The 21,866-nt window shown below is 50.0% G+C and carries 19 protein-coding genes and 1 other annotated feature; of the genes, 11 read left to right on the top strand and 8 right to left on the bottom strand.

Annotation, left to right across the window (positions count from 1 at the left end):
- The first annotated feature begins 574 nt into the window (after nt 1-574).
- Nucleotides 575-2,353: a GGDEF domain-containing protein gene (locus BZG83_RS07780; RefSeq protein WP_077480003.1), complete on the top strand. Its 1,779-nt coding sequence runs from the start codon at nt 575-577 to the stop codon at nt 2,351-2,353.
- A 20-nt stretch (nt 2,354-2,373) separates the two neighbouring features.
- Complete coding sequence (gene arcB, locus BZG83_RS07775; protein ID WP_077480002.1) at nt 2,374-4,722, top strand: aerobic respiration two-component sensor histidine kinase ArcB; 2,349 nt, start codon at nt 2,374-2,376, stop codon at nt 4,720-4,722.
- A 64-nt stretch (nt 4,723-4,786) separates the two neighbouring features.
- Here the strand turns inward: arcB and arcA are convergent, their stop codons facing one another.
- Nucleotides 4,787-5,506: a two-component system response regulator ArcA gene (arcA, locus tag BZG83_RS07770; protein WP_069589785.1), complete on the bottom strand. Its 720-nt coding sequence runs from the start codon at nt 5,504-5,506 to the stop codon at nt 4,787-4,789.
- Between the two features lie 424 nt (nt 5,507-5,930).
- Between arcA and BZG83_RS07765 the strand changes: the two genes are divergently transcribed.
- Nucleotides 5,931-6,362 (top strand): DUF3293 domain-containing protein, encoded by a 432-nt coding sequence (locus BZG83_RS07765; RefSeq protein ID WP_077480001.1) that lies wholly within the window; start codon nt 5,931-5,933, stop codon nt 6,360-6,362.
- A gap of 10 nt (nt 6,363-6,372) precedes the next feature.
- Nucleotides 6,373-6,870, top strand: a complete 498-nt coding sequence (locus tag BZG83_RS07760) for a putative 4-hydroxy-4-methyl-2-oxoglutarate aldolase (protein WP_077480000.1) — start codon at nt 6,373-6,375, stop codon at nt 6,868-6,870.
- Between the two features lie 25 nt (nt 6,871-6,895).
- Here BZG83_RS07760 and BZG83_RS07755 read toward each other — a convergent pair whose 3' ends face one another.
- On the bottom strand, nt 6,896-7,369 hold the full coding sequence (locus BZG83_RS07755) for a hypothetical protein (protein WP_077479999.1): 474 nt from the start codon (nt 7,367-7,369) through the stop codon (nt 6,896-6,898).
- 185 nt (nt 7,370-7,554) lie between these two features.
- Complete coding sequence (aceK, locus tag BZG83_RS07750; RefSeq protein ID WP_077479998.1) at nt 7,555-9,273, bottom strand: bifunctional isocitrate dehydrogenase kinase/phosphatase; 1,719 nt, start codon at nt 9,271-9,273, stop codon at nt 7,555-7,557.
- A 168-nt stretch (nt 9,274-9,441) separates the two neighbouring features.
- Nucleotides 9,442-9,559, top strand: a sequence feature (Thr leader region).
- Between the two features lie 24 nt (nt 9,560-9,583).
- On the opposite strand from aceK, the gene thrA reads away from it, so the two are divergent.
- From thrA to thrC, 3 genes are read left to right on the top strand one after another with little or no spacing between them, the layout of a single operon-like run.
- Entirely contained in the window at nt 9,584-12,043 is a 2,460-nt protein-coding gene (gene thrA / locus BZG83_RS07745) for a bifunctional aspartate kinase/homoserine dehydrogenase I (protein ID WP_077479997.1), read from the top strand.
- 2 nt (nt 12,044-12,045) lie between these two features.
- Entirely contained in the window at nt 12,046-13,005 is a 960-nt protein-coding gene (gene thrB, locus BZG83_RS07740; RefSeq protein ID WP_077479996.1) for a homoserine kinase, read from the top strand.
- Nucleotides 13,002-14,285: a threonine synthase gene (gene thrC, locus BZG83_RS07735; protein WP_077479995.1), complete on the top strand. Its 1,284-nt coding sequence runs from the start codon at nt 13,002-13,004 to the stop codon at nt 14,283-14,285. Before thrB ends, thrC begins: the two co-directional genes overlap by 4 nt.
- A gap of 47 nt (nt 14,286-14,332) precedes the next feature.
- On the opposite strand, the gene grcA is transcribed toward thrC, so the two are convergent.
- Nucleotides 14,333-14,710, bottom strand: coding sequence for an autonomous glycyl radical cofactor GrcA (gene grcA, locus BZG83_RS07730; RefSeq protein ID WP_069589774.1), 378 nt, complete (start codon nt 14,708-14,710; stop codon nt 14,333-14,335).
- 411 nt (nt 14,711-15,121) lie between these two features.
- On the opposite strand from grcA, the gene BZG83_RS17090 reads away from it, so the two are divergent.
- Both BZG83_RS17090 and ung read left to right on the top strand, forming a co-directional pair.
- The gene (locus BZG83_RS17090; RefSeq protein WP_268794307.1) at nt 15,122-15,247 is read left to right on the top strand and encodes a hypothetical protein; all 126 of its coding nucleotides are present in this window, start codon (nt 15,122-15,124) and stop codon (nt 15,245-15,247) included.
- Nucleotides 15,248-15,300: 53 nt separating this feature from the next.
- Complete coding sequence (gene ung / locus BZG83_RS07725; protein ID WP_069589773.1) at nt 15,301-15,984, top strand: uracil-DNA glycosylase; 684 nt, start codon at nt 15,301-15,303, stop codon at nt 15,982-15,984.
- 102 nt (nt 15,985-16,086) lie between these two features.
- Here the strand turns inward: ung and BZG83_RS07720 are convergent, their stop codons facing one another.
- Nucleotides 16,087-16,266: a DUF3545 family protein gene (locus BZG83_RS07720; RefSeq protein ID WP_069589769.1), complete on the bottom strand. Its 180-nt coding sequence runs from the start codon at nt 16,264-16,266 to the stop codon at nt 16,087-16,089.
- A 237-nt stretch (nt 16,267-16,503) separates the two neighbouring features.
- Here BZG83_RS07720 and BZG83_RS07715 point away from each other — a divergent pair, with 237 nt between their 5' ends.
- Nucleotides 16,504-17,928 carry an alanine/glycine:cation symporter family protein gene (locus BZG83_RS07715; protein ID WP_077479994.1) on the top strand — a complete coding sequence of 475 codons (1,425 nt, stop codon included), beginning with the start codon at nt 16,504-16,506 and terminating at the stop codon, nt 17,926-17,928.
- A 72-nt stretch (nt 17,929-18,000) separates the two neighbouring features.
- Entirely contained in the window at nt 18,001-18,774 is a 774-nt protein-coding gene (yaaA, locus tag BZG83_RS07710) for a peroxide stress protein YaaA (protein WP_077479993.1), read from the top strand.
- A gap of 92 nt (nt 18,775-18,866) precedes the next feature.
- Here yaaA and serA read toward each other — a convergent pair whose 3' ends face one another.
- The 3 genes from serA to BZG83_RS07695 form a co-directional block, all read right to left on the bottom strand.
- A complete protein-coding gene (gene serA, locus BZG83_RS07705) occupies nt 18,867-20,096 on the bottom strand; it encodes a phosphoglycerate dehydrogenase (RefSeq protein WP_069589766.1) in 1,230 nt (409 codons plus the stop codon).
- A 351-nt stretch (nt 20,097-20,447) separates the two neighbouring features.
- Complete coding sequence (rpiA, locus tag BZG83_RS07700) at nt 20,448-21,107, bottom strand: ribose-5-phosphate isomerase RpiA (RefSeq protein ID WP_077479992.1); 660 nt, start codon at nt 21,105-21,107, stop codon at nt 20,448-20,450.
- Between the two features lie 54 nt (nt 21,108-21,161).
- Nucleotides 21,162-21,764: a 5-formyltetrahydrofolate cyclo-ligase gene (locus BZG83_RS07695; RefSeq protein WP_077479991.1), complete on the bottom strand. Its 603-nt coding sequence runs from the start codon at nt 21,762-21,764 to the stop codon at nt 21,162-21,164.
- Between the last annotated feature and the right edge of the window lie 102 nt (nt 21,765-21,866).

Raw genomic sequence — 21,866 nt, 5'->3', positions numbered from 1 at the left:
GATCCTCCTGACCACTCTGAAAGCGTCTAGGACTGTGACAGCTCACCCGTTATGTTGTGTTTTTTTAACGGGAAAATCGCGTGCTTGTAAGTAATTAAATTACTGATTTTCAACGCGATGCCTAGCCTGCCGTATCCAGAAAGCGCTATTCAGCGACCTTTCAAATTAACGGCAAAGCAGTTAAAGGTCAAATTTTATTATGCAGCCTTTATGCACCATGAAGCTTGGTGTGATGTCAATTAAACACCTGATATTTTCAGGTTTTGTGCCAATTTTTTCGGGAATAATAGCTATTCGCGTTTATGCTGTTTTGTTAAATAATTATTAATTTAAGGCCAAATTCGAGCATAAATTCTAACCAAAGAAAGAAATAAAGCAGGGTGCGTTTTATGTCTTCAGTTTCATAGCAAGATACGCTGTGATTTGATGTAAAAAAATGACAACTGACAGTAAAAACCTGTGAGGCACGTAGCCATGTATTTTGAGAAAACTGTGGCAAAATAGCGCTTCTATAAGCGACGCAACGGGAAAAGATGTCGCGAATCAAGGATGGTTGTGATCACACAGGAGCCGCATGGCATTTTTCATTTTATTTACATTTCTTGTTTTAGGTGCGGTGCTTGGCTACGCGTGGCGTGCGCGACAAGAAACCGTCGCGTTAACCCATTGGCGAGTGTATATGGCTGATCTCGATACGCCCCATGCCATTGTTACCGCCGATGAGGGTGACATCTTGTATGCCAATGCTGCTTGTGTGGAGGCATTTTCATTGGTGGACAGCAAAAACCACTTTAAAACGGCCAATGAGCACCAACGACAAGCGGTACGCGCCTTCATTGTTGCTCAGCAGTGGCCACGTCCTTTCTCTAATGTCGAAGCTAAGGTCAAAGCGCCTGGCGCGAATCGAGTACGCATTGGCGTGCGCTTGTCGGGCTTACCCATTCGTTGTCGGCGTAAAAAAGCATGGTTAGTGTCGCTAGCACCGCTGGCGCGCCACGCGCAATGGCAGTTACAGCATCAAGAACATGGTGTTTTGCTTAGCGTGATTAATTCGTTGGCTGAATTGGTTTGCTTTCAAGATGTCGATGGCAATGTGGTGGGAACCAATGCGGCCTTTGACCGCTTTTGGCGAGGCCGCGAGCAAGAGGGCATTATGTGGCATGCCGATCAGCCGTTGTCTGGCTCAAAGACGGTGCGTACTTGGGCATCGCAGTTAAACGGCGAAAGCTGTTTGCTCGAAACTAATATCACGGCGCTTAAAAATGATCAGCAACAGGTGGTTGGCACCTTGAGCATCAGTCATGATGTGACCGACTGGCACCAAATGCAGCAAAGTTTGCAACGCGAGGTGCATCATCGCCAATCGGCTGAGCAAGCGCTTCAGCAACGGAGCAATTTACTGAGCGCGATTTTTAATGCCAGTGTGGATCCGATTGGCATCTTTGATCAGGACTATTACCACCTTGCCTGTAATCAAGCCTATGCCGATGCGCTCGGGGTCTCCATTGAAGCGCTTGAGACCTCTCCAGCGCAAGAGGTCGTCGATGCAGATATTTTTGATCAGCATCGTCAGCGCGATCAGCATGTACTGGATACTGGGGAAACCGTTACCTATGAAGATGTGATTTGGCGGCCCAGCGGCGAGCAAACTTGGTTTGAAGTGACGAAATCGCGTATTGATGATCCGGTGACTGACAGCTTTGCAGTACTGGTGATGGCGCGCGATATCACCGAACGTAAGCACACCCAACAACAGCTAGCGGATGCGATCATGTCATTCCAAGAAATGAGCTTCGTGGATAGTTTGACCCAAGTGGCGAATCGACGCAGCTTTGATGAGCAATTGCGCAAGTTATGGCGGTCACACGCCCGTGAACAAACACCGCTTGCCTTGATCCTCTGTGACATCGACCATTTCAAACTTTACAACGATAATTATGGCCATCAACAAGGCGACTGGGCCTTGCAGCAAGTGGCGAACGCTTTTAAATCGGCGATTAATCGACCACTTGATGCGGTCGCACGTTATGGTGGAGAGGAATTTGCTATTGTATTGCCTCACACTGAGCTTGATGGGGCTGCTTTAGTTGCCGAGCGGGCAAGGGCGGCGTTGGCCGAGCGTGAAATCGCGCATCAGTATTCCCCGGTCGCAGCGGTGATGACCGCGAGTCTGGGCGTTGCGTGTATGATCCCCTCACCCGAAGGGGATTATGGGGAGCTTATCCATCAAGCCGACTTAGCCATGTACCAGGCGAAGCGGCTGGGGCGCAATCAAGTCAGCTTAATGGGACCAACGTCTAGCGCCACAGAGAGCGATGCGCGACGCCCTGAGCATGAACACTTCCACTCTTAACTGGCGTGTAGTAAGCCTTTATGAAACAACTCAAAGTATTAGCGCAGTATTATGTTGATTTGCTGGTCAAGCTGGGCATTGTCCGCTTCAGCATGCTACTTGCACTCGCGCTTGTGGCACTGGCCGTGGTGGTGCAAGTGGGCATCACCTTGGTGCTGGAAGGCACGGTGCAAAATATCGACATTATCCGCTCGATTTTCTTCGGCCTGGTGATCACCCCTTGGGCGGTTTATTTTTTGTCCGTGGTGGTGGATCAGCTGGAAGAATCGAGGCAGCGCTTATCTAAGCTGGTGTCTAAATTAGAAGAGATGCGTGCGCGAGACATGCGTCTTAACCGGCAATTGACCGAAAATATTGAGCAACTGAATTTAGAAATCGACGAGCGTAAAAAAGCTGAGAGTGCGCGCCAAGAGGCGATCAAGGATCTAGAAAACGAGGTGTATCAGCGGGAAAAAGCTCAGCTAGAGCTGGCCGAGCAAACCGCATTGCTGCGCTCGTTTATTGATGCGTCGCCGGATCTGATTTATTACCGCAATGCGAAGGGGCAGTTCTCCGGCTGTAACCGCGCGATGGAAGAGCTGACCGGCTATAAAGAGAAGGCGCTGAAGGGCCTGACGCCGTGGGATGTCTATCGCGAGGATATCGCCGCGAAAGTGGTGGAGACCGATCAGCAAGTCTTTGATAACAATGTCTCCATTACCTACGAGCAATGGCTTGAGTATCAAGATGGACGCAAGGCCTATTTTGAACTGCGCAAAGTCCCTTTCTTTGCGCGAGACGGGCGTCATTTGGGATTGCTGGGCTTTGGCCGTGAAATCACCGAACGTAAGCGTTATCAAGATGCATTGGAGAAAGCGAGCCGAGATAAAACCGCCTTTATCTCCACCATCAGCCACGAGCTGCGCACACCGCTTAATGGGATTGTCGGGTTGAGCCGCATGCTATTGGACTCGCCGCTGGATGATGATCAACGCAATTACTTACGTACCATTTACGTCAGTGCCATCACCTTGGGTAATATTTTCAACGATATTATCGATTTAGATAAATCCGATCGAAACCGGCTGTCCTTGTATCCCACTAGCATCGATCTGCGTGAATTTGTTACTGAGATTGAAAACATCTCTGGCCTGATGGCGGAGCAAAAAGGGCTGCGTTTTGAGCTTGAACGGGTGACAGATTTGCCGGAATTTGTCGCCGTGGATGCGACACGACTACGGCAAATTTTGTGGAATCTGGTCGGGAATGCGGTCAAGTTCACCAAGCAAGGCTGTGTGATCATCACCGTCAGTGCAGATGTGGAGGACGACAACGCGCATCTTTGCTTTGAAGTTGAAGACAGCGGGGTGGGGATCCCTGCTGATGAGCAAGATAAAATTTTTGCCATGTACTATCAGGTAAAACAAGGCGAAGAAAACTTGCATGCTGTGGGAACCGGGATTGGACTTGCCGTATCTCGCCAGTTAGCACGCATGATGGGAGGCGACATTACCGTCGATAGTGAAGAAGGCGAAGGGAGTACCTTTACCGTCACGGTTTCCGTGCCTTTGAGTGAGCCTGCGGATGATGAAGTCCAACTGCCCACGCGCAGCGATAGCCGCTTACGCATTTTGCTTGTCGAAGATATTGAGCTGAATATCACGGTCGCTACCAATTTATTGGAAAGTCTAGGCCATGAGGTGACCGTTGCGCGAGATGGTCAGTCGGCACTCAACACCTTTATGCCGGGGGCGTTTGATTTACTGTTGTTAGATATTCAATTACCGGATATGACCGGCTTTGATATTGCAGCAACATTACGCGAAACACAGTCGAGCTTACCACCACTTGTTGCATTAACCGCCAATGTGATCAAAGACAAAGGCGAGTACATCGACAAAGGCATGGATGATGCAATCAGCAAGCCGATTAGTGTCGCGGCACTTAGCCAAGTGATTGAGCGTTATGCGCTGGCGGAGGGGCAAGAAGCGGTGACTGACGAGAGTGCGTCGACGCGGCCAGTCGCAAGCGAGCAAGCGGAAAAGCTGTTGGATATGGACATGCTCACCGGCTATGTCGAGCTGGTTGGCACCGAGCCTGTGCGAAAAAGCATTGAAATGTTTGAACAATTGATGCCGGAATACATCGCGATTCTTGATTCGAATATGACCGCACGCGACCAAGATGGCATTGTGTCGGAAGCGCATAAAATTAAAGGTGCGGCAGGCTCAGTGGGCTTAAAGCATGTGCAAAAAGTGGCTCAAAAAGCGCAGTCTCCCGAGTTACCTGCGTGGTGGGAGAATATTGCCGATTGGGTTGATGAAATTAAAGTAGGCTATCAGCACGATCTGACGGTGTTAAAAGCATGGTTAGATGAGCAATCCTCCTAAACGCCACCAATAAGCTAAACAAAAAAGGCGCCATCAGGCGCCTTATTCATATTGGGTGTGCAACTTATTGATCTTCGAGCTCACCACAGAAGCGATAGCCTTCACCATGAATGGTGGCAATGATCTCTGGGGTGTCGCTGTGTGATTCGAAGTGCTTACGAATACGACGAATTGTGACATCCACAGTACGGTCATGCGGCTTTAGCTCGCGACCTGTCATCTTTTTCAACAGCTCAGCACGGGTCTGGATTTTGCCTGGGTTTTCACAGAAGTGCAGCAGGGCACGAAACTCTGAACGCGGCAATTTGAACGACTCGCCTTCAGGGTTAATCAAAGAGCGGCTGTTGATATCAAGAACCCAACCATTAAACACATACTGTTCAACGTTGCGTTTTTCTTCACCACCGTTCACGCTACTCATCGCACGGGTTAACAAGTTACGTGCACGAATGGTCAATTCACGAGGGTTAAATGGCTTGGTGATGTAGTCATCGGCACCAATTTCCAGCCCTAGGATTTTGTCGACCTCGTTGTCACGGCCCGTCAAGAACATCAATGCCATGTCGCCTTGTTCACGCAATTCACGCGCGAGCAATAGACCGTTTTTACCGGGCAAGTTGATGTCCATAATCACCAAGTGCACTTGATGATTGGATAGGACTTGATGCATCTCGTCGCCATCGCTGGCTTCAAAGACATTGTAACCTTCCGCTTCAAAGATACTTTTCAGCGTGTTACGTGTGACTTGTTCATCTTCTACAATCAGAATTTGCGGGGTTTGCATTGGCGATACCTAATATCTAAATAGAATCCGGTTGCACTTCACAGTCTAGTTCCACTAGCCCATGAAAAAAATTTACAAAATTGCGAGAGGATGCCTCGCAATCAACATATGGCACGCCATCCATAGAGAGGTGTGTGTCGATGCTAGACAACGCACCGTGTGTTCCAGTTGAGGTGGGGCGTTATCGGCCCTCGTAAGCCTCAGAGGCAATCACTGTTATATCCATTGATTGCCGCTAATTGTATTCATTTAACAGCGCGCTAACAATATATTACGGTGAACGTTGATGATTTTTTTCATCCTTTATTGACCCCAATCAAAAGCATCTTTGTTGGTGATTAGGGTCAACTTCCCGTTTAACTTTATGAATACTAGCGCATAATTAGCAATTAAGCATAATGTTAGTAACGAACAGGTGTAAATAATGTGTGATCAGAATAACGCCAGCGATTTGTGGAAAACTTACCAGCAGATCGCATTTCGGGCACCCCAAGCACCCAGTGTCCGCTCTTTTGCCATTCTTACCGCATTTAACCCTCGTAGCCAACCTTTATCTGAGAAAGAGAATCAATTACGTAATCGTCAACTCGCGGATGAGATGGAGAAAGCGGGGATCCGCTATTGGGCAATGCATGGTGGGGCACCTGATGGCAGCTGGTTTGAGCCGGGCTTTGCGGTTGCCCTGAGTCAAGACGAAGCGATTGCATTGGCGAAAACGTGGCAGCAAAACGCGATTTATTGGGTGGAGGAGGATACATTATGGTTACTGCCTGCACTGATGACAGATTTTGCGCCGCAGTCACTAGGCGTGACGTTTTCATCCCTGCTGGAGTTGACAGACTCATCAATGGACTAAGGAGAGCATCATGGACGATAGGCTACCTGATTTATGCGACAACCACCCAGACGCTGTGCGTTGGTTACCCATTCAGTGGCAAGATTTTGGCGCGGTGAGCGGCTTTGAAGGACGGATACGTACTGTTCGCTGTTATCACGATAACTCCAAAGTGAAAGCGCTTCTCGCAACGCCCGGCCAAGGTCAGGTTTTAGTGGTTGATGGCGGCGGTGCGATGGATCGTGCGTTATTGGGCGATATGATCGGAAAAAGTGCGGTCGACAATGGTTGGGCGGGGGTGGTGATTGCCGCGCCAGTGAGGGATGTGGCGACGCTTGCCACCTTGCCTATTGGCATTAAAGCACTCGGCGTCTGTCCGATTAAAACCCAAAAACGGGACTGGGGAGAGGTAGATGTGGTGCTAACGCTGGAAGGCGTGTTAGTGACCCCGGGTGACTACCTGTATGCTGACAAAAACGGTGTGCTGGTTTGCGCGCAGCCTTTGAGTACGATCAGCGACGTGGATTAAGCATTCACGCTGTCGTTACACGTTGTTAAAAGCGTAACCCGACGCCGAGTTGGTAAATGGACTCGGTGTCTTTTTCAGGATCGAACTCTACATCCAGCCCAGCATTGACATCGAAATAGTCACTCAATTGGTAGCGGCTGCTGACCCCCCATTGGTTAACGCTTTTATCACGTTGGTAGCCGTGGCTCAGTTGGCTTGAAACATGTAACTTGTCGGTAAATCGGTACTCAATGCCGCTGAGCAAGCCGCGTTGCGTGGGGGCTGTCTGGGTTTCGCTTTTCATTTGCGTGCCAAGGTAAACGGAGAGATTACTCAAGGGGTAGCGATAGCCTGATTCTATGGTCCAGCTATCAAACCCGCCTCCTGCCGAGGGCATCGACTGGATAAAAAAGCGATTAGAGTCGGCTATCGTTTCGGTCTCGAACGATAGCATTTGCTCGCCRAATGCAGGGGTTGCCACTATATGCAAGGCGAGTGCGAACAATCCGAATTGTTTCACTCTAGGTTCCTTTGCGTTGTTATTTTTGTCGGTTTCGTCACCGCTGATGATCAGTGTAGACAAAAAAGTGTGCGCGGTCGCAACTTTGTCTAAAAAAACGTCATGCTATTGACGTACCTGATAAGCGCCAGCGTGTGATGACGACAATAAAACAACAAGCAAAATTGACGCCAGGTTAAGCGTGTTTAGGCTTTGACTAACTGAAGCGCATCGCTGTAGGGGCGCACATCATGGAAGTAGCCCTCTTGAACCTGATGCTGCAGTTGCTGCCAAAATTCGGCCTCAAAAAGCTCGGGATGTAGGCGCTCAAACTCATCACGTAGCGAAGGGTTGACCAACAAAAAGGTACGAAACTCTTCGGGAAACACATCATTTTCTCCCACGCTGTACCAAGGCTCTGCGGCTAGCTCATCTTCTGGATAACGCGGTGGCGGTATGCGGCGGAAGTTCACCTCAGTGAGATAGGCGATTTCATCATAATCATAGAAAATCACCCGATTATGGCGGCTGACGCCAAAGTTTTTAAACAACATGTCACCGGCAAAAATATTGGCAGCTGCGAGCTCTTTGAGGGCATCACCGTATTCTTGCACTGCTTGGGTTAAGGCGTCAGGACTGGCTTGCTCGAGATAAATATTGAGCGGGATCATCCGCCGCTCCATATACAAATGGCGGATCCGTACTTCTGTGTCAGTGACGGACACACATGAAGGCGCCACGTTTAGCAATTCGTCAATCAGTGCATCGCTGAAACGGTGACGAGGAAAGATAAAGTTCCGATACTCCTGCGTGTCGGCCATGCGTCCCACCCGATCGTGCTCTTTAACGAGGCGGTATTTCTCGCGCACTTGGGCGTGCGTCATTTGTTTTTGCGGTGCGAATTTGTCTTTGATGATCTTAAACACAAAGCCGTATGAGGGCAGCGTGAACACTGACATCACCATCCCTTTGATCCCCGGCGCAATATCAAACAAGTCATCAGAATTATCCAAATGATAGAGAAATTCGCGGTATAGCTCGGTTTTACCATGTTTTTGACAGCCGATCGCGGTGTAGAGCTCTGCCGGGGTTTTATTGGGCATCAACTGATTGAGAAAGTCGACTAAAGCGGCTGGGACGGGGGCATACACCATAAAATAGGAGCGCGCGAAACCAAATACGATACTCACATCGTCGCTATCGGTAATACATGCATCAATATACAGCTCGCCGTCATCTGAGATAAGCAAGGGCAGCACGAGGGGACGGCGTTGGTTCGCCATATCCAGACGGCCAATTAAGTACGCCCCTTTGTTGCGAAAAAACGGCTGACGCACCATTTCAATGGTGAAGCTCATGGTTAACTGCGGACCAAAGCGTTGCTGAAGGATTTGCGTAATGCGCTTAAGATCGCCACTTTTATCTCGCCACGGTAGGGTAAAGGGCGTGCTGTCTAGCATGCGCTCTAGCGTGGCATAAATGCCAGCTTGCGATTGAAAGCGTCGCAACAAGGGCGTTGGATACTTGGGAATACGTCCGCCTTGTGAACTTTGCACAAACAGTTTGTCACGACGAATATTTCGGTGTTCGAAAATACGGCAATACACCGAATTGAAAAAACTCTCAGCGATATCGTAGCGTGGGTAATCATCAAGGAGCCTGATGTAGGCTGCTTTCACTGCCATCAAAAAGGAGCGTGTGGCGTGTTCTTTGCCCAGCATGGCGCGCAGTTGCTGACTCACTAAGCCGACATGGTGATCGTAAAATTGAATACGCGTTTTCAGTGCTTGCTGCACGCTTTTCCAATCTTGCTGCTCAAAGCGCTCTTGAGCGCCTGATGTCACATCTAAGAAGCGACCGTACATGGCATCCGAGCCCTGTAATATCGTATTTGCGACCAATTGCGCCATGGCGTCCTGTGTCATTCGTTTTCCCTGCTTCCATGCCGTTTTTGTTCTCTTCAACCTCTCAGAGTTTTGGCGAAAAAGCAATCAGTGTCACTTTTTTGTTGACCTAGGCGGCATGATTCGATACACCTAAATAGAACTCAACAAAACAAACGATAAACGCAACACACATGCAACTGACGATCAGCACCCTTACCACCACAACAACCACCATTATTACTGGCACAATGTGTGTTGGTGCGGGCTGATACGCACAGAATTTCCAAGAAAAGCCCGTACCCTCACCGGTACGGGCTTTTTTTTATCTTAAGAGAGAGGTCCCAAACGGATGCGAGTTTTAAAATTTGGTGGCACATCGCTTGCCGATGCAGAGCGATTCAGTCGTGCCGCTGACATCATTGTTAGCAATCAGGGTCAGAGTGACGTCTCTGCTGTTTTGTCCGCCCCAGCGCGTGTTACCAATATTCTGGTGTCCGTGGTGGATAATACGGTTAAACATGGAGAGGCTGAGCTGCCACTCAAAGAGCTAGAAACCATTTTCACCGCGCTGTTCCAAGGTCTTGCCGAACGCCAGCCTAATCTCGACACCCAGCCTTTGTTCGATAAACTCTCTCGCAGCCTCGGGCAGCTACGTCAATATGTACACGGTATGAACCTTCTGGGGCTTTGCCCGGACAGCACCTATGCGAGGGTGGTCAGCAAGGGGGAGCGTTTGTCCGTGGCAGCCATGCAGGCGTTGTTAGCGGCGCGTGGCTATCAAGTCTTTGAGATTGACCCGGTCAGTTATTTTGCCGCTTCTGGCAGTTACCTGAGTGCAGAAGTAGACATTGAAACCTCTTCGCAACGCTTTAAACAGTCTCCCATTCCCGCTAATCATGTTGGCTTGATGCCGGGCTTTATGGCCGGCAATGAGCAAGGCGAGCTGGTGACTTTAGGCCGCAACGGCTCCGATTACTCCGCTGCGGTGCTGGCCGCTTGTGTCCGCGCAGAGTGCTGCGAAATCTGGACGGATGTCGATGGTGTCTATAACTGCGATCCCCGCTTGGTGCCAGATGCGCGTTTGCTGAAGTCGCTAAGTTATCAAGAAGCGATGGAGCTGKCGTACTTTGGTGCCAAAGTGCTCCACCCTAAAACCATCGCCCCTATTGCTCGCTTCCATATTCCTTGTTTGATTAAAAATACGGCCAATCCTCAAGGCGCAGGTACCTTGATTGGCGATGATACTGGTGAAGATAAGCTTGCCATTAAAGGGATCACCACGCTTAGCGATTTGAGTATGGTCAATATCTCTGGTCCGGGGATGAAGGGAATGGTTGGTATGGCTTCACGTGTGTTTGGCGCCATGTCATCCGCGGGCGTTTCCATCGTGCTGATCACCCAATCGTCGTCGGAGTACAGTATTAGTTTCTGTATTCAAGCGCAGGATAAAGTGAAAGCTGAGAAGGCGTTGCGGACCCACTTTGAACTTGAGCTTAAAGATGGTTTGCTTGAGCCTGTTGAGTTTATCGATCATCTATCGATTGTCTCCTTGGTAGGGGATGGTATGCGCACTTCAAAAGGGATTGCGGCGCGCTTTTTCACCTCGCTAGCGGAAGTGAATGTCAATATTGTCGCCATTGCCCAAGGTTCATCAGAGCGTGCTATCTCGGCGGTTGTCCCCTCAGAGCGTGTCTCGGAAGCGGTGAAAGCCTGCCATGAAAACTTGTTTAACAGCCAACATCACCTCGATGTGTTTATCGTCGGTGTGGGCGGTGTCGGTGGCGAGTTGATTGAGCAAATTCGCCGTCAACAAGCGAAGCTGCAGCAGCAAGGCATTGTGATGCGTGTCTGTGGACTGGCAAATAGTAAAGGCATGTGGCTGAACAGCCAAGGCATTAACCTAGATAGCTGGCGTGATGAGCTACCCAATCACCTTTCGCCGTTTAGCCTTGCCGGTATGATTCAGTTGGTGCAGCGCAATCATATTATCAACCCAGTATTGATTGACTGCACAGCAGAGCAACAAGTCGCGGATCAGTATGCGGACTTCTTACGTGCGGGCTTCCATGTGATCACGCCTAACAAAAAAGCCAATACCAGTAGCATGGCTTACTACCAACAGCTGCGTCAGGCGGCGCGCGCGACACATCGTAAGTTTATGTATGAAACCACGGTGGGGGCTGGCCTTCCCGTGATTGAAAACCTGCAAAACCTGATTGCTGCAGGGGACGAGCTATCACGATTTTCTGGGATCTTGTCGGGGTCGCTATCACACATTTTTGGCAAATTAGATGAAGGCGTAAGCTTTAGTGATGCCACCAAGGTTGCGCGTGACAGTGGCTTCACCGAGCCCGACCCACGTGACGATCTATCTGGTATGGATGTGGCGCGTAAACTGTTAATTTTGGCACGAGAAGCCGGCATGCATTTAGAGCTGGAAGATGTCGAAGTTGAGCCTGCGTTGCCACCAGGCTTTGATCAGTCGGGTGATGTGGAGTCCTTTATGGCACGCTTGCCGGAGGCGGATGCTTACTTTAAGCAATGGTCAGAGCAAGCGGCTCAAGAGGGCAAGGTGCTGCGCTATATCGGCGGTATTGAAGACGGTCAATGCTTCGTGAAAATTCAAGCCGTAGACAGTGACGACCCTATGCACAAAATTAAAGATGGCGAAAATGCACTCGCCTTTTACAGCCGCTATTATCAGCCGATTCCATTGGTCTTGCGCGGATATGGGGCAGGCACCGCCGTGACGGCGGCAGGGGTGTTCGCTGATTTGATGCGCACCTTGGGCTGGAAGCTAGGAGTGTAGTGATGACAGTACGCGTTTACGCACCCGCTTCAATTGGTAATGTGAGTGTGGGCTTTGATGTATTAGGTGCAGCGGTCAGCCCCATCGATGGCAGCTTGCTGGGGGATGTGGTTGAAGTGAAATCGGGCGGCGACCGCCCCTTTTCGCTGCGCTGTGAAGGGCGATTTACCGACAAGCTTCCTGCTAATGAAAAGGATAATATTGTCTATCAGGCCTACCAAGCGTATGCACATGCACTGCAGGATAAGGGGATCGCGGTAAAGCCGGTAGCGATGTTGCTGGAAAAGAATATGCCCATCGGCTCCGGATTGGGTTCCAGCGCGTGTTCGATTGTGGCAGCGCTTGATGCGTTAAACCGCTTTCACGGTAACCCACTGGATGAAACCACCATGCTCGCGCTAATGGGGGAGATGGAAGCCAGTATTTCGGGCAGCTTACACTATGACAATGTGGCGCCTTGCTACTTAGGTGGCTTGCAATTGATGCTGGAAAGCCAAGGCGTGATCAGCCAAGCCGTGCCACATTTTGACAACTGGTATTGGGTGATGGCTTATCCTGGGATTAAAGTATCGACTGCAGAAGCACGCACTATCTTGCCCGCACAGTATCGCCGTCAAGATGTCATTGCCCACGGTCGATATTTGGGCGGCTTTATTCACGCGTGTCACACTCAGCAACCTGCTCTGGCGGCGAGCTTGATTTGTGATGTGATTGCAGAGCCCTATCGGCAAAAACTGTTGCCGGGCTTTGTTGAAGCGCGGACGTATGCAGAAAGCTGTGGCGCACTGGCGACAGGGATTTCAGGCTCTGGGCCGACCTTGTTTAGTATCTGTGATGATTTACAGGTTGCCGAGCGACTCGCACAATGGCTGCGCGAGCACTACGTACAAAATAATGATGGCTTTGTTCATGTATGTCGCATTGATGGACAGGGCGCAAAAGAAATAGGAAGTCAGGCATGAAGCTTTACAACATCAAAGATCACAGTGAAACCGTCTCGTTCGCGCAAGCGGTCAAACAAGGATTGGGGCGAGGACAAGGGCTGTTTTTCCCCGAGCACGTACCACAATTTGAGGATATCGATGCTTTGCTGTCGATGCCATTGGTCGAGCGTAGCACTGAGATCCTCTCGGCCTTGATTGGCGACGAAATGCCAAAAAGCCAAATCCATGAGCTGGTGGCGCAGGCGTTTACCTTTGAGGCGCCGCTCAAATCCGTCACAGAGCGTATTCATGCGCTAGAACTTTTCCATGGGCCAACGCTCGCCTTCAAAGATTTTGGTGGTCGTTTTATGGCGCAATCTCTCGCGGCAGTGTCAGACGGCAACAAGATCACGATTCTCACCGCCACATCAGGCGATACCGGTGCCGCTGTTGCTCATGCGTTTTATGGCATTGAAAACATCAATGTGGTGATTTTGTATCCGAAAGGCAAAATTAGCCCGTTGCAAGAAAAGCTGTTCTGTACCCTCGGCGGCAATATTCACACCGTGGCAGTGAACGGCACGTTTGATGACTGCCAGACGATGGTGAAGCAAGCCTTCGATGATCAAGAGTTGCGTCAAACCATTGGCTTAAACTCGGCAAACTCAATCAATATCAGCCGGCTGATGGCACAAATTTGCTACTATTTTGAAGCGCTTGCGCAGATCCCTCAGCACAAGCGAGACCAAGTTGTTGTCGCGGTACCCAGTGGCAACTTTGGCAACCTGACTGCGGGCTTACTTGCCAAGGCGATGGGGCTGCCGATTAAACGCTTTATCGCTGCCACCAATGCCAATGATACGGTGCCACGCTATTTAGCCACTGGACAGTGGCAGCCGCAAACCACAGTCGCAACGTTATCGAATGCGATGGATGTGAGTCAGCCCAATAACTGGCCGCGTATCGAAGAGCTTTTCCGCCGTGAAGGGTGGGCGCTGAGTGAATTGGCATCAGGACGTGCAGACGATGCGCAAACCGCAGAGAGTTTGACGCAGCTTGCTGAGCAAGACTATTTATGCGAGCCGCATGGTGCTATTGCCTATCGTTTATTAGCGCAACAGCTTAGCGAGGAAGAAGAGGGGATTTTCTTGTGTACCGCGCATCCGGCCAAGTTTAAAGAGTCGGTCGATGCGATTTTACACAAGGATATTCCGCTGCCAGGGCCATTGGCAAAACATGCACAGATGGATTTATTGTCGAGTGAGCAAGAGGCCGATTTCTCGGTCTTAAGAGCGTACCTGCTTAATTTGAGCGCTTAACCAAAAACAGCCCGCCAAAGCGGGCTGTTTCTTTATAACCTGTGTGTTTACAGTGAGCTTGTAAACGTACGGGTGATCACGTCACGCTGTTGTTCAGGGGTCAGTGAATTAAAGCGAACCGCATAGCCTGAGACACGGATGGTCAGTTGCGGATATTTTTCTGGGTGCTTGGCTGCATCTTCTAAGGTTTCACGTTTCAGCACGTTAACGTTGAGGTGTTGACCCCCTTCATTAACCGCTTGGGTTTCGATATTGACTTCACGGTAGTCAAACTCACCCAAAGAAGACAGCGCGACTTCTTGATCCGCCTCAAAGCCTTGTTTTGCGCAGACACAGCGTGCTTGGTCGGTTTCTTTATCAATCAACCAAATAGAATTGATGAGGTCATCATTGGCCGCTGAGGTTACTTGAATGCCGGTGATCATGGCCTATCCCCTTTTTCTGATAGTGACTTTAGTGATGTAAGATTTCATCACTTTCGACGTTCATATATACCTCTTTATCTGTGGGGTTATTTTGATTTGGGTCAATATTTAATCGTCTTTATCGTGAAGATAGTTATTTGATATCAATATTATTGTGAACAAAATCAATTTGATGATAAGAGCACAACGCGCAGCGACAAGCATTCTTATTTATAGCGCTATTTTGTTGTAAATTTACTACAAAAGTAAGGGCGAGATTGAACGATGGGTAGGCAGTTTTGCACCATATTGGTACATGGCTGGCGGAGTATTTTTTTCTAATTTTATTAATTGCTTGAAATATATGGTTATTTAAACTTGGCATTGATTTTTCATGATGTTCTAGGCACACGCACAGATAAGGAGCGACCCATGACTAGAACATTATCGCCACGTTCACACGCGAGCTTACCGACCCCGAACCGAGCGGTACAAGGGCGTTGCCAGCGTCATTACCATGCCCATACGGAAAGAACAAAAGATCGCGCCACACACTGATTTCATCTGTTTGTCTCGTTAAAATGGCGCCAGTGTGATGATAAGGAGCAACCATGACTCAGGCGCAAACGTGGCAGCAGGTGCTAGCCAACGAGAAAGAGCAAGCGTATTTTCGCGATACGCTAGCCTATGTGGAAAAGGTCCGGGCCAGTGGTGTCACGGTTTTTCCTCCCAAAGAGGATGTATTCAACGCCTTTCGTTTTACTGAACTTGGTGATGTGAAAGTCGTGATTTTAGGCCAAGACCCTTACCATGGGCCCAATCAGGCCCATGGGCTCTGCTTCTCTGTATTACCCGGGGTGAAAACGCCACCATCGTTGGTCAATATCTATAAAGAGCTAGCGACGGATATCGAGGGATTTCAGATCCCTTCACATGGTTACTTGAAAAGCTGGGCAGAGCAGGGCGTGTTATTGTTAAACACGGTACTGACTGTGGAACAAGGAAAGGCGCACTCTCATGCCAAGCTAGGATGGGAGACCTTTACTGACCGCGTGATTGAGGCTGTCAATCAGCATGGTGACGGTGTGGTGTTCTTGCTTTGGGGCGCGCATGCTCAGAAAAAAGGCAAAGCGATTGATCGTACGCGCCATCATGTTTTAACCGCGCCGCATCCCTCTCCACTGTCAGCGCATCGAGGCTTCTTGGGCTGCCGCCATTTCTCACAAACTAACGCATTATTGCGCGAGCAAGGTAAAGCGCCCATTGATTGGCAACCCACACTGGATGATGCGTAGAAAGCCAAGTGATTGAGGGGCAAAGCCGTCTTGGTCAGATAAAACCTGACCAATAAAAAAGGTGCTCAGTGAGCACCTTTTTCGCATCCTTTTATCGGTGAGTTAATCAAGGTCCAGTTGAGAGAAATCGCCATACATATCGATTTCTTCCAATTCTTTTCTCAGTCGCTGTTTGTCCTTCAGCGCTTCAATTTCTCTCCATTTACGTTTGACTGGTTTTGCGCGTCCGCTGCGTTGTGGCTTGTCTTGCTCGAACATGTCGTTAAAGGCAAAGTTATCCATAGTCACCCCTTGTTCACCTTGCGGTTAGGTTTTAAATACCACAGCTCGCCCTACCGTAAAATTGAAGTATTTCTCATTTGTGGCAGATTGATGAACTTTTTATGAGAACGTCATCACTGAATTTTTAAAAACAGTGATGACCAGCACAGCCAAGGGCGGCCATCAATTGATCTTACCGGTCAGACAAGCGAAGATTGCGCCGCAGACAGCAATCACGACACGACGAGGGACAGTCATTTGAGCCTTTTAACCTTTATTAACGACCTGATATGGGGCTCGGTGCTCATTTATGTGCTGATCGGCGGTGGCGTCTTCTTTTCGCTAAAACTCGGTGGCATTCAGTTCCGTCACTTCTCTCATATGTTTTCTGTGATGCGTCATAGTCGCCGCCGCGACAGTTCGGGAATTTCGTCGTTTCAAGCTTTGTGTACTGGACTGGCCGCACGCGTCGGGACGGGCAATATGGCTGGTGTGGCGGTTGCACTCTCTCTTGGCGGACCAGGAGCGATTTTTTGGATGTGGCTGATGGCGTTTCTGGGAATGGCGACTGCCTTTGCGGAAAGTACCTTGGCACAGGTCTATAAAGTCCGCGATCCGGATGGCTACTTCCGAGGCGGTCCGGCTTACTACATGGAGCATGGCCTAGGGATGCGCTGGATGGGGATATTATTCTCGTTGCTGTTGATCCTTGCCTTTGGTTTGGTGTTTAACTCGGTTCAAGCGAATTCGATTTCACAGGCTGCCCAAGTCGCTTTTGGCTGGCCGCCTGCCTATGTCGGTGCAGGACTGGCACTGGTTAGTGGGTTGATCATTTACGGTGGCTTACGTCAAATTGCGCGCACGGCTGAGGTCTTAGTTCCTGTGATGGCACTGCTCTATTTATCGCTGGCGTGTTATGTGATGTTGACCAATATAGAGYAAGTACCCGCCGTGATATCGCTGGTGGTTAAAAGTGCTTTTGGTCTTCATGAAGCCGCCTCTGGCGCGTTGGGCTACACCTTGGCGCAAGGAATGATTCAGGGCATTAAGCGTGGCCTTTTCTCGAATGAGGCAGGCATGGGCTCGGCGCCGAATGCCGCAGCCTCCGCCACACCCTATCCGCCTCATCCAGTTTCTCAAGGGTATGTACAAATGCTGGGAGTCTTTGTCGATACTCTGGTGATATGTACCGCAACCGTCGCAATTATTCTGCTATCCGGGGAGTATATTCCCGGCGGCGAAGTCACGGGGGTCGAACTGACACAGCGTGCCTTGAGTGCACAGGTCGGCGATTGGGGCGAGCAATTTGTGGCGGTGGCCATTTTCTTCTTTGCGTTTACCTCCATCATTGCCAATTACTCGTATGCAGAAACCAATTTGTTGTTTATCAATGGTCGCTTGCGTCCGGCACTGCCTTATTTTCGAGCATTGGTATTGGGCATGGTGATGTTTGGCGCGCTGGCCGAGCTCCCCTTAGTGTGGACGCTAGCGGATGCATCAATGGGCATGATGGCCTTGGTGAACATGATTGCGATCTTATTGCTGTCTGGCATTGTTAAGCGCTTGGCAGCTGATTACCACACCCAACGTTCGTTAGGGCGAGTGCCTGTGTTTGATAGTCGCCGTTTCCCTGAGCTTCACAGCCAATTGGACGAAAAGGCTTGGCCTTTGCCCAAGCAGTGACCGTGATGCGGTGGCTTTTTTATGCTGGAATGATAGTCTTGGCAACAGACAGATAACATAAGGGTTAGCAAGATGCTGATTGTGGTCTCCCCCGCGAAAACATTGGATTATGAGTCACCATTGCCGACGCAACGTCATACCCAACCCATGCTGACTGAGCACTCTCAAGCATTGATCGAGGTATGTCGTCAATTAACGCCCGCCGATATCGGTGCGTTAATGAAGGTGAGTGATAAAATTGCCAGTCTGAATGCGGTCCGTTTTGCCGAATGGTCTCCAACCTTTACCACTGATAATGCACGCCCTGCGGTACTGGCGTTTAAAGGGGATGTTTATACGGGTCTGGATGCCACTTCAATGTCTGAACAGGACTTTGATTGGGCGCAGGCGCATTTCCGAATGCTGTCGGGTTTGTATGGCCTATTGCGGCCATTGGATTTGATGCAACCTTATCGCCTTGAAATGGGCACTAAGCTGGCGACATCGCGCGGTGATAACTTGTATCAGTTTTGGGGCGATATCATCACTGAGACATTGAATCGCACCTTGGCAGAGCAAGGTGATCGATTACTGGTGAACTTGGCCTCCAATGAGTATTTCAAAGCGGTAAATAAGAAAAAACTCGACGGCGACATTGTGACCCCTGTCTTTAAAGACTGTAAGAATGGTCAATACAAGGTGATCAGTTTTTACGCCAAAAAAGCCCGTGGCATGATGGCGCGCTATTTGATTGATCAGCGTGCGACATCCATTGAAGCTATCAAGACATTTGATGTTGGCGGCTACTATTTTAGCGAGGCACATTCCAAAGGGAATGAGTTGGTCTTTTTGCGTGAAGAACAGTAACGCACTGGCAATAAAGTAACGACAGCCCCGCCAACACAGAGCTGTGTCTAAATAAAAAAAAGCCCCAATGGGGCTTTTTTTACCGCTTTCAGTTAGTGAAGAATGCGGGCGCGAATCGTGCCTTCAATCGCTTTCAGCTTTTTCAGTGCTTTATCAGCCTGTTCGGTTTCGACATCAATCACCACATAACCAATTTTTGCGGACGTTTGCAGATATTGTGCGGCGATGTTGATGCCTTCATCGGCAAAGGTGGTGTTGATTTTGGTCAACACACCGGGACGGTTCGCGTGAATGTGGAGTAAACGAGAACGCCCTTGATGCTCAGGCAGTGACACCTCTGGGAAGTTGACACAAGAGAGTGTCGAGCCGTTATCAGAGTACTTGATCAACTTGCCTGCTACCTCAAGGCCAATGTTTTCCTGCGCTTCTTGTGTCGAGCCACCAATGTGTGGGGTGAGCAGCGCATTATCAAAGGCCTGCAGCGGTGAGCTGAAGGGATCATTATTGGTTTTAGGCTCAACAGGGAATACATCAATCGCCGCTCCGGACAAATGATTGCTCTCAAGCGCGCCACATAGGGCATCAATGTCCACTACTGTACCGCGTGAGGCATTAATAAAGATAGCGCCGGGCTTCATACGGGCGAATTCTTCACTGCCAATCATGTTTTGGGTGCTTTCGGTTTCCGGGACGTGCAATGAAATTACATCACTGCGGTTTAATAATTCGGTCAGCGAGTTGACTTGTACGGCATTTCCGAGTGACAGCTTGTTATCAATATCGTAATAACAAACGTTCATGCCAAGGTTCTCTGCCAAAATACTCAGCTGCGTCCCAATGTGGCCATAGCCGATAATCCCCAATACTTTTCCGCGTGCTTCAAACGAGCGTTCGGCGGATTTCTGCCATTCGCCACGATGCGCCTTTGCATTCTTTTCCGGAATGCCGCGTAGCAGCAGCAGGATCTCCCCGAGCACTAATTCGGCGACGCTGCGGGTATTTGAGAAGGGGGCATTAAAAACTGGGATACCACGTTGAGCGGCAGCGTCGAGATCAACTTGGTTAGTGCCGATACAAAAACAGCCGACCGCGACCAATTTTTTCGCCTTTGCGAAAACCGATTCAGTCAGCTGGGTGCGTGAACGCAAGCCGACAAAGTGAGCATCTTGAATCGCTTCTTCCAGCGCCTCACCGGTGAGGGAGCCTTTGTGATACTCAATATTGGTATAACCAGCTTGCTTGAAGGCCTCTAACGCTGTGGGGTGGACGCCTTCGAGGAGCAGAATTTTGATCTTATTCTTGTCCAGTGAATAGTGTGACATGCGGGCTGTTCTCTTCCTTAGAAACAATAGTGGTAGCAATGTTGCGCCTGAGTGCCGGGGCGCATCGTGACCCTGTGCCCTTAACGCGTCTGCTAAGAAAAAGCGGCTAGAGGCGCTGTCATTAGGCTGATCTCATTCGCGAAGCCGCAGGAGGGCGCGCGATGTGCCGGTATCAGAACAGTGACCAAGATAACAAAAATTTTGCGAAGGGGTAAGAATTATCCGTTCTAGACCATAAAAAAAGCACCTTAAAAAAGGCGCTTTTAACTTATTGATTACACCAAACGCAAACGTTTGGCTTTTGCGGGCGAGAATGAGCCTCTCACCGACTATGCATGATGGGTTATGCGTTTAGTCTGCAATTTTTTGCACGCCGTTTTCAGTGCCAGTTAAGACGACGTCGGCACCACGGTTGGCGAATAGGCCTACGGTTACCACACCCGCGATGCTGTTAATGGTATCTTCGAGCGCTTTTGGATCTTGGATTTTCATATTGTGCACATCCAAGATCACGTTGCCGTTATCGGTCACCACTCCTTGACGATAGCAAGGATCGCCCCCGAGTTTGACCAACTCGCGAGCCACATAAGAGCGTGCCATCGGGATCACTTCCACAGGAAGCGGAAACTCGCCGAGAACATCAACGTGTTTGGTGTCATCGATAATGCAGATGAATTTGTCTGCGATCGCCGCGACAATCTTTTCACGGGTGAGGGCCGCGCCTCCGCCTTTAATCATGTGCTTGCGCGCGTTGATTTCATCCGCGCCATCCACGTATACATCAAGACTTGCGACGTCGTTCGCATCAAACACCTCAATGCCTAGTGCTTTCAAACGCTCGGTGGATGCTTCTGAACTAGAAACAGCGCCTTTAATTTGCGATTTAATCGGTTCAAGGGCATCGATGAAGTAGTTGACGGTCGAGCCTGTCCCTACGCCAACAATGCTGCCGGGTTTGACATATTCCACCGCCGCTTCGCCCGCTGCTCTTTTTTTATCGTCTTGGTTCATGATCACTCCTAATGGGGGTTTTGGCGGCGATTATAGCGAAGCGTATCGACGCCGTCAGGATAGAGGTCGCGAATTCGTCGCTGACCAGTGCCAATGGTGACTGGGCGTTAATACGTGGGGAAGGGGCATGTCCCACTGCTCGGTGGGCAATTGGCCCCAGTGCTGACAGTCATGAGCAAGGCCGACCGCCGTAGCACTTGGGTGTGCACAGAGCGCCAAGGTACGATCATAGTAGCCACCGCCCATGCCCAGCCGTTGACCGCAGTCGTCAAAGGCAACCAAGGGTGTGGCAATCACCTCCAATTGATGGGTGGGTAAGAGATAGCGAATATCCAGCTTGGGCTCGGCGATCCCGTAGCGGTTCGACTGCATCGGGGTGGTCGGGGTGTAATGTAAAAACAGTAAGTGGCCCTGACTGAATGGATGGACAACAGGGAGATAGACAGACTTTCCGGCCTGCCAGCAGGCATTAATCAACGGCGCGGTATCAAGCTCACCATCAAACGATAAATATAAGGCAATATGCTGAGAGGCGATCACAGACGGCAAGGCCATAAAGCGTGTCATGACCGCGTGGGCGGCGCGCTCTTGCTGTTCAGCGCTCAGTTGCCGGCGGGCGTGTCGGACTTGTTGACGTATTTGCTGTCTGGGCTGCATAACTGTCCTTGATGCTAGCCTGTCTGGAAGAGGGCCCCGGGATGCCGTCGGGATCGAAGGCCCTTGAACCCGCTGGTTCAAGGCGGGCGGGCAGTACAAACC

Origin of the sequence: Salinivibrio sp. PR919 (genome assembly GCF_001995355.1) — a bacterium.
GTDB lineage: Bacteria > Pseudomonadota > Gammaproteobacteria > Enterobacterales > Vibrionaceae > Salinivibrio > Salinivibrio proteolyticus.
This window is presented reverse-complemented; position numbering and strand designations above follow the sequence as displayed.